7 protein-coding genes are annotated in these 8,384 nt (G+C 57.6%); 6 read left to right on the top strand and 1 reads right to left on the bottom strand.

Going from position 1 to position 8,384, the window contains the following annotated elements; genetic code table 11:
- The 6 genes from JWR89_RS25965 to JWR89_RS25940 all read left to right on the top strand — a co-directional run.
- The coding region (locus tag JWR89_RS25965) for an O-antigen ligase family protein (protein ID WP_299721072.1) at positions 1-913 on the top strand (913 nt) is incomplete at its 5' end.
- Between the two features lie 88 nt (positions 914-1,001).
- Positions 1,002-1,955, top strand: coding sequence for a glycosyltransferase family A protein (locus JWR89_RS25960; protein WP_299721071.1), 954 nt, complete (start codon positions 1,002-1,004; stop codon positions 1,953-1,955).
- Positions 1,952-3,058, top strand: coding sequence for a glycosyltransferase (locus tag JWR89_RS25955; RefSeq protein WP_299721070.1), 1,107 nt, complete (start codon positions 1,952-1,954; stop codon positions 3,056-3,058). The genes JWR89_RS25960 and JWR89_RS25955 overlap by 4 nt, the downstream gene beginning before the upstream one ends.
- A 2,286-nt stretch (positions 3,059-5,344) precedes the next feature.
- Entirely contained in the window at positions 5,345-6,484 is a 1,140-nt protein-coding gene (locus tag JWR89_RS25950; protein ID WP_299721069.1) for a glycosyltransferase, read from the top strand.
- A 101-nt stretch (positions 6,485-6,585) separates the two neighbouring features.
- Positions 6,586-6,834, top strand: coding sequence for a hypothetical protein (locus tag JWR89_RS25945; protein WP_299721068.1), 249 nt, complete (start codon positions 6,586-6,588; stop codon positions 6,832-6,834).
- Between the two features lie 169 nt (positions 6,835-7,003).
- Positions 7,004-7,810, top strand: a complete 807-nt coding sequence (locus tag JWR89_RS25940) for an outer membrane protein (protein WP_299721067.1) — start codon at positions 7,004-7,006, stop codon at positions 7,808-7,810.
- Positions 7,811-7,883: 73 nt separating this feature from the next.
- Here the strand turns inward: JWR89_RS25940 and JWR89_RS25935 are convergent, their stop codons facing one another.
- Positions 7,884-8,111, bottom strand: coding sequence for a hypothetical protein (locus tag JWR89_RS25935; RefSeq protein ID WP_299721066.1), 228 nt, complete (start codon positions 8,109-8,111; stop codon positions 7,884-7,886).
- Positions 8,112-8,384 lie beyond the last annotated feature (273 nt).

Below are 8,384 nucleotides of genomic sequence, written 5' to 3'. Positions count from 1 at the left end.
CGTCGTATGGCACGTGTGGCATGGCCACATCATTGTCTGGAAGCAATTAGGCGACCCCAAATCGGCCTTCTTGTTTCTTCCCATGTGCATCGGCGTTGGGCTCGTCATCGGAGCGCTACCAGCCAATCGCTTCTGGATCTCGATCTGGTGCGTATTATTCGTTCTGATCGTGATGTCAGCCGAACGTAAGGCGCTGGTGCCGTTTCTGGCGGTCACGCTTGCGGTATTTCTGAATGTTAGAAACATCGGCGCCCTTGTTCTTGCGGCAGCCGCGGGCATGTTAGCGATCGTGGTCGCGGACGCCATCACAGGAGGTCAGATCTCCCAGCGAGTCGGCAGCATCTTCGTCGAACAAGACAGAAACGAAATCTGGTACGCCATCGAGGGCGGTCTGCCCTCCTCCATCAGCGATACCGCACGCAAGTTAGGCAGCGACGTCGCTTGGACCATGTTCTTTCAGAATCCGTTTCTGGGCGCTGGAACCGATGCAACGGGAAACTTTGCAAGAACCTATTTTGCGAACTATCCGCCATATTTGAGGGCGGCCGTGCACAACGAGTTTCTTCGCATGTTGGCCGAGAACGGTCTCCTCGGGGCCGGCATTGTATTCACTGCCCTGGCTCGCTCCATGATTCTCAGCGTGCGTGACGCTATCTGGATGCGAAGACGCTTTGGCGATTATTCCTACATCCGGGCGCTCCTCATTCTGTTTATCCCGGTCCTGACCTACATGTGGTATGAAGGATCCGGCACAGAAATGTTCGTCGTCATTGTCCTGATTACACTGGTCCCTGACCTATTACCGCAAATCGTGACACGCGTGAGAGTTGATAACGAACTACGGGCGGCTAGCATACGGCGTCGTGGGCATTTTTCTGTCAGCCGCAACAGAAGGTACCAATATGCGAATTAAGATAGCGTTTGAGTCGGCGGATAGCGCGATCTCCAAACGAAGATATGAAGTCGCGATGATTTGACCGTCAAGTAAAGGGCGTATCTCCATGGGCGTTGCCGTCATCATCACGTGTTTCAACGAGGGGCGGTTTTTGAATGCCGCCGTTGACAGTGTCATCGGCCAGAGCCGCGCGGACGTGATAGATTGCATCATTATCTGTGATGACGGATCCGACCCGGAAACACTGGATGTTCTTCGAGAACTTCCGTTGCGGGATCCTCGTATCTCGGTATTACCCGCCGCGGCTGACAAAATTCCAGGCACTCGTGGTGTCTCACTCAATCGAAATCGCGGCGTCTCCGTAACGGACAGCTCGTTTATCGCATTTCTCGATGCGGACGATTTGTGGCACTCGAACAAGCTTGAAGAGCAACTTTTTCTCTTTAATGCCCAACCGGAAACGGCGCTGGTCTATACGGGGTTTCGGCTGTTTTGGTCGGACGATCGCAAGCCGAGCGAAGTTGCACCTTTGCACGATCTGACTGGCCAACCGGATCAATCACTCGCCTATTTTATGGACGATCCGCCTATCGTACCTTCGACGGCTTTAATGCGACGTCAGCTGTGGAATCAACTTGGCGGCTTCGACGAGAAACTCCAAGTGTTCGAAGACACAGAGTTCTTCTTTCGTTGCACCAAGCACGGCCTTGCTGCCGCCGTGGATGCACCGCTGGTTGACAAACGCCTTCACGAGTCTGCGGTGACTTCTAGCCGTAGCCAACTGATGAAGCATCACGCTTATGTGGCATTCCAAATTGCAGCCCAGGACCCGCGGCTGCTTCCCTACGTCGCAAAGCGACTTTCCGAGCGAGCCCGAAAGCTTGGCAATCTTGAGGCGCTCGACGGCCGCAGCGAAAGCGCGGCCAATCTTCTGACCGCCGCAATTTCACTTAATCCATTTAATCTGAGAGCATGGCTGACACTTGTGTTGCACTATTTTGGCGGCGCATCGGCTATGAGGGTCGTCAAACTGACGCTTGCGCGGGCAAACCGCTCATGACGGAACAGCGACGCGTCATTTATTTCATCAATGGCTTGACACGGGGCGGCGCCGAGATCGGTCTCCGCAGCCTGCTGGAAAATGGCCTCTTCGATGGGCACGATTTCCGGGTCATTATCTTGCACAGAGGGTCTCCCGATCTTAGGCGCGAGGTCGGTCTTTTAACCGGCGAAGACCGTATTATCGAAGCCAGCGAATCTTCCCGATTGACGATGCGCGGATGCTTCGTGGGGACCTATCTCCTGCTTCGAACGATCATCACATTTCGTCCGGACTCGATTATCCTTTCGCTCAAGCAGGCCAACATTATAGGCAGGCTGGTGCTATATGCTTTCCCAAAGGTAAAATGCATCGCCTTCGAGCACATTGCCGAGCTGGAACGTGGACCAGCCGTTGCGTTGTATACTCATCTGCTGAGATGGACGTCTTCGCGCGTTGACAGCGTCTGGGCCGATTGCACGACGACTTTGACGGCGACGCGGACCTACTTCAAGCCTCGCCAGCGAGAGGAGGAGGTCGTACCGCTCTTTCTCGCCAGTGATGATGTACCGTTGAAGAACTGCTACGAGCTTTCCGGGCCGGCGCGGATCGTGACCGCCGGGCGCCTGGTAAGCCGCAAGCGCATCGATCTTCTGCTACACGCCATTCGGATCCTCACTGATCGAGGTCGGCCGACGGTTCTGACCATCTATGGTGAAGGTCCTATGAGATCCGCGTTTCAACATCTGTCAGAGACGCTTGGCATTGGTAGACAGGTCAAATTCGCCGGCTTCAAACATAGATGGTACTCCGACGCGAAGGAGCATGACCTCTTTATCCATATGAGCGACGAGGAGGGTTTCTGCATCGTCGTTGCGGAGGCCATGATGGTCGGCCTCCCCGTCGTCGCAAACGCGGTCGGCGGCATTCGAGATTATTCTAACGATGGCACCACCGCGATCCACCTGTCTTCGATGGATCCGGAGCACGTCGCGGACGTCATCGGCCGATGTCTGGATTGCGAAAGCAACAGGCATTCCCTGGGGCTTTGCGCCGCACAAGGTATAAAATCTACGTATCGGCGAGACCGAGTGAAGGAGCTATACAGAAGCGTCGAGTTCTGATCGTGAATTCAGCCCGAGAATAAGTGGATTAGAAGGACGACCTTTGTTCAGACCGGCGCGTTCGCAATTGCTGCGGCCCTGTATTTGAAGTTGTTCCGGCTTCCGGGCGATCGCATCTGAGACTACAGCACGACATCGAATATCTAGAAGCATTTTTTCTCCTCCGAACGTCGCCCAGATGATTGCTGGTCGATTTACTGCGTGATCATGACGACGTCGTCGAACGGGGCTTGCACTTCCTCGCCCTTGGCGCTGAACGTCCACTCGCAGGCCGCCTTGAGACAGCGGATGTTCGCTTCGTTCCACGAGATCTTGCTGGCTATCGGACGCGAGCCTCCGACTGGTGAACCGTGAACCTACGAGTTGACCCTCAACGGTCTTCATCTCCTACCCGCGCTCGGTCGCAGCGCGCGGCAGCTTTCGTTCCGCAGCAAAATACACCCGGTCGCCAGCACGATACTCTCCAACAGCTTAGACGTAATTCGGTGCTCCTAATTTATTCATGCTGATAGCATTTTGACCACCAATTCGGTGGCGGTCGTCTCGACCAGATGCTAAAATAATTCAGCCTTACTGCTGGAAGCTCTCGACGTGGAAAACCGAGTAACGACGCAATCCTTGCAGTATAGATTGAGGGTCGCCGCGATTTGCTACCAAGCAGATCTAAGCGATGACGTGGATGTCATGGCAAGCCTGCTTCTACATGCCGTTTTTTGGATGGAGCTCGCAGAGATTGAAGAACTCATATCGAATACTAATCAGAAATCAGATGTAGATCTAAGCAACTAAGCGGCCATTGATTTTTCCCAGATCTGGGCAACGTTTGTTGACTTGAGAATTTTTGAAATCAGACTTCGCGGCGACTTTTTTTTGCAGGAACGCTTACGTCGGACGGTAGGTTGCGTAGCAAGCTTATTGACCGCTATCTGTTGACGCATCCGCACCAGTAAACACGGCACTGATAACAGCGCATTCGTACTGGTTGGCTGCGGCCGATATCAGGGTCATGCCGAGAAGTCACGACGGGCGTCAATACGAGCCAGTCGCTCACCGAATTTCGCAATCCGGCATATGAACTGGTGCTTTCGCAGCGCTATTCGCCAGGCTGGGTGTCACGCTCTGCAAACACCCGGTTGGGTCCGGGCCTCGCGAACATCAATCAAGGCAAAGCGACCGCACAATCACCCGTCTGGGTATGGGAGATTAATCATCACAGTGACCATCGAGGCCCTTTGCGATCGCCCGAATCCTGTCCCTGTAGATTCGCATCGCAAGAGTCGGATCGCGCACCGCGCAGGCGGCAGGCCGCCTGGATCGTTCGGAACCCCGGAGAAACTGAGATGATCGACCACAAGGCGTTCTTTTCTGGAATCCGTCAGGCGCCTTTCTCGGGGAAGTTTTCCGTTGGACAGGTTTTAGGAACGTTGGTGATCCTAGATGAATTGAAGCGGCGGCCTGAGCGACCTGCACTGGCTGGCCTAATCTTGGCACTGCGAAGTGCGAGGCAAACCATACCAATGCAGCCGCGCGCCGGCGTGGGGGACTCAATACCGCGACCTCGCCTTCTCATCCGCCGAACAGGGCGCGCCATCGAAGGCGCCGCGGACAGGAGCAAGCGCTTGGCAGAAAGGCCGCCGGCAAGCGATTGCGCCGCGGGCGTGCTGGAACCCGACGAGGAATCGCGGGGCATGTCTACAGGCCATAAGCGGGTTCATTAGCGGGGCCTGCCCTCGACTAGATCTCGGTCACCGACTACCTCGCTCACGACACGGCGACGACGGGCAGCATCGTGTTGGTCTGGGTAGCGGAGATTAGCGACCGCACTGGGCGGAGATCACCACCGCGATCTGCTGAAACTGGCTTATTCGGATCGCCGGCCGCCTTGCGGCCTGTTGACAAAAATGCGCTGCGGTCACGACAGGCACCGGGGCATTTTGTTTAGAAAATTGGTCGTCGTTAGACCGCGGCGTGGGTGAAAAGCGTGGGCTGCTAACTACTTATTCGAAAAAAACTACGTTGCTACAACGAGTTAAGGCTCTCACAACGCGGACACCCCTTCCGCCAGATCGCATTAGAACCGATTATTTTCCAGCGATTCTTCAAGGAGCTCAACGGATCGGATCAATGTCGTCTCCGTCTCGGCCCCCTCACGCGAGCTCGAAGTGATCCGCGAGGCGGGTCCGATCTTGTGAAAAATGCTGTCCTTCCTGGGAGCGCGCCTTAGCTTGCCCCTGCCCCCAAGGTGCGATTGGATGCGTTGAAAGTCTGGAAAGGCTGCCGACCCGGATGAATTCACAGCCGAGAATTCTCGAATTAGGATCATGGCATTACTGCAAGGATATTTATCCTGACAGTACCGACACGCTTTGGACAAGCGACCGTCCGATCCCGGGCGGTCGTCAGAACCCCAAGGGGTTCGCCGTCTGCACGCCATGGCGTTTCGTTCGGGCTATGCGGGACGTTCGTCAGGGCAAGTATGATCTTATCGTCGTCTATATGCCGCTGCGGCCGGCCTGGCACCCGCGCTATTGGCTACGGGCGCTTCTCCGCCAGCCGACGCGGCCACTCGCCGCCCTTTCGGTGTTCGGCGTGTCCTGGCTGCGCTGGTTCAAGCTCCCTGTTCCGGTTGCCGTTCTCGACATGAACGACGCCTTTATCATCGGAGCGCACAACTTCTTTCTTTTAGACAAGGCCACGGTAGCGTTCAAACGCGAACTGCCCGTCGATCGATGGCACATACTCTGCCATTCGGCGCATCCGGCGCTGCCTACACGGCGGATCCGGCGAAATTCGCGGTGGAACCGTCGTCTTGCAAAGATCCAACCAATATCGCTGCCGGCGACGCTAATCAGCACCGAGGCATTGTGGCAAGGCGAGCAGCCCGAAAAGACTTCGGATGTTTTCTTTGTCGGAGAGGTTGCCGAGAATTCCTGGGTGCGGCGCGTCGGCTTGGCAGAATTGGAAGCACTTCGAGTGAAAGGGCTTAGGATCGATATTCCTACCGAGCGCCTGCCGCATGCCGAATTCCTGGAGCGCCTGTCGAAGGCTTGGCTGGCGTGGTCGCCGTCCGGCTACAGTTGGGAATGCTATCGCACCGCGGAGGCGGCACAATGTCTGACGGTCCCGGTTCTCAACTATCCTACGGTGGAGCGTCATGCCCCGTTGCGAGAGAATGAGCATGTCGTGCTTTACGATGTCACGCCGGGCAGCCTGACATCGGCGATCGAGCGCGCCCTTGCAGACAAGTTGCGACTCCGACAGATGGCATTGGCTGTTCGCGACCACGTCCGCCAACATCACCTGCAGCACGCGATGGTCGATTACGTCATCGAGGAAACTCTGCGGTGTGCACAGGCGACCCGGACAAACGATAACGTTCTATGCACGGCCACAGCCTTTGGCGCCCGCCCCGCGAAACCTTCCTGAAACACAATTCTCCAAAACCGCCGTGAACGCGTTTCGCGCACGCTGCGACTGATGGGCAGGGACACAGCAACGGCCTTCGCGCCCCATCAATGGAGAATACGATGTTTCGCAAACTGACCCTCGGACTGATCGCTGCGGCTTCGCTCGGTGCGGCCGCCCTCGCCCCCAGCGCGGCTTCTGCCCATGGCTTCGGCTGGCACGGGGGCTGGCACGGGGGCTTTGGCCATCACGGCTTCTATGGCGGCCCGACACTGTACGTCGGGGGCCTCAATGACGACTGCATGCAGCGCCGTGTGATCGAGACCCGTCGCGGGACCCGCGTGCGCTGGGTCAACGTCTGCGCCTTCTGATTGCTCATACCCTGTTAAGCTAAAACCCCGGTCGCTGGTGCGGCCGGGGTTTTTGACCGTCAAACCGGCCAATCGAGGCGGTGCTGTGGCCATGCGGTGACAGCCACACCGGGCAAACCCCGGTAAGAAGGTCAGACTCGCCGGAATAGCCCGGCCACAGGCCTTGTTGATGAAATCCCTTGTTCTTGCCGCGGTCCTCGCTGCATCGGGCGCGGCTTCTGCCGCCGCTGCCGATCTGCCGACGCGCGACTGGACCAAGGCGCCTGCCGTGGCCGAAGCGAACATTAACTGGGGCGGCTGGTACGTCGGCGGCAATGCCGGCGGCGCCTGGGGCCGTTCTGATGCGTCCAACGCCTTTATCAACGGCACCGCGCCGATCGCCAACCAGCAGGCGGTGTCCGCCGCCTCCCCCCGGCTCGATCCCGATGGTTTCACCGGCGGCGGCCAGGTCGGCTACAATCACCAGGTCGATCGCTGGCTGTTCGGCGTCGAGGCGGATGCCAGTTATTTGGGCCTGAAGCAAAGCCGCAGCGTCACCGCGCCATCACCGATCGGCATCAGCAGCTTCACCACGAGCAATTCGGTGACTACCGACTGGATGGTCACGCTGCGGCCGCGCGTCGGCTATGCCGTCGATCGCACGCTGTTCTACGCCACCGGCGGCCTCGCGCTGACCGAGGTCAAGTTCGGCTCCAGTTTCACCGACTCCACCGGCCAGAACGAAGCCGCCAGCTTCTCCAAGACCGTGGCAGGCTGGACCGCCGGCGCCGGCGTCGAGCATGCCTTCACCAAGAACTGGTCGGCGAAGGTTGAGTACCTTTATTCGGACTTCGGCAAGCAGTCGGGCAACGGCCCGGTTTTCGCCGGACAGGCATCGACCACCAGCATCATCGCCCACGACATCGACCTGAAGACCAATACGGTACGCGGCGGCCTGAACTACCATTTTGGCGGCCCCTCGGTGGCGCGCTACTGACCGCATCGCGGCGATCGCTGAACGCAAAAAGCCCCCGCATGCGGGGGCTTTGCGTCTTTGACGCGCGAAATACTCAGTCGGCCATCGCAAGTGCCGTTTCCTGCGCCGACTGCTGCGCAATGGTAATGGTCCATTGCAGCGGCCAGCAGGTCAGTTCCGGTCGAATGGCCTGGATGTAGCCGCTGATCAGAACGCCGCCGTCGTCGTTCTTGAAATGCTCGTCCACCCGCCGGCCATAGAGGTGCGCCATCCGGCATCGGCGCATCTGGGCGTAGTCGGTGGTCTCATACTTCGCCAACATCAGTCTCCGCGGTTAACGATCCTACCCGCGAAGTGTCGGTCATTCACGGTTAACAAACCCTCAACCGAAACTATGGCGAGAGCGCGTTAGCGCGCAGCGGAAAATATCGCAGAAACGCCTGATTTTACGCGACCGGATTCACTTTCGCTTCAAGAATCCGGAACAGATTCGCCGCATATTATGCGGAGCGCTCTCATGTTTATGATCGCCGTTATTTTATGGATCTCGGCCGGCCTTTTCTACGTCGCCAGCATCAACTCAGCCGGATGGGCG

The organism is Tardiphaga sp., from assembly GCF_028290785.1.
Taxonomy (GTDB): domain Bacteria; phylum Pseudomonadota; class Alphaproteobacteria; order Rhizobiales; family Xanthobacteraceae; genus Tardiphaga.
This window is presented reverse-complemented; position numbering and strand designations above follow the sequence as displayed.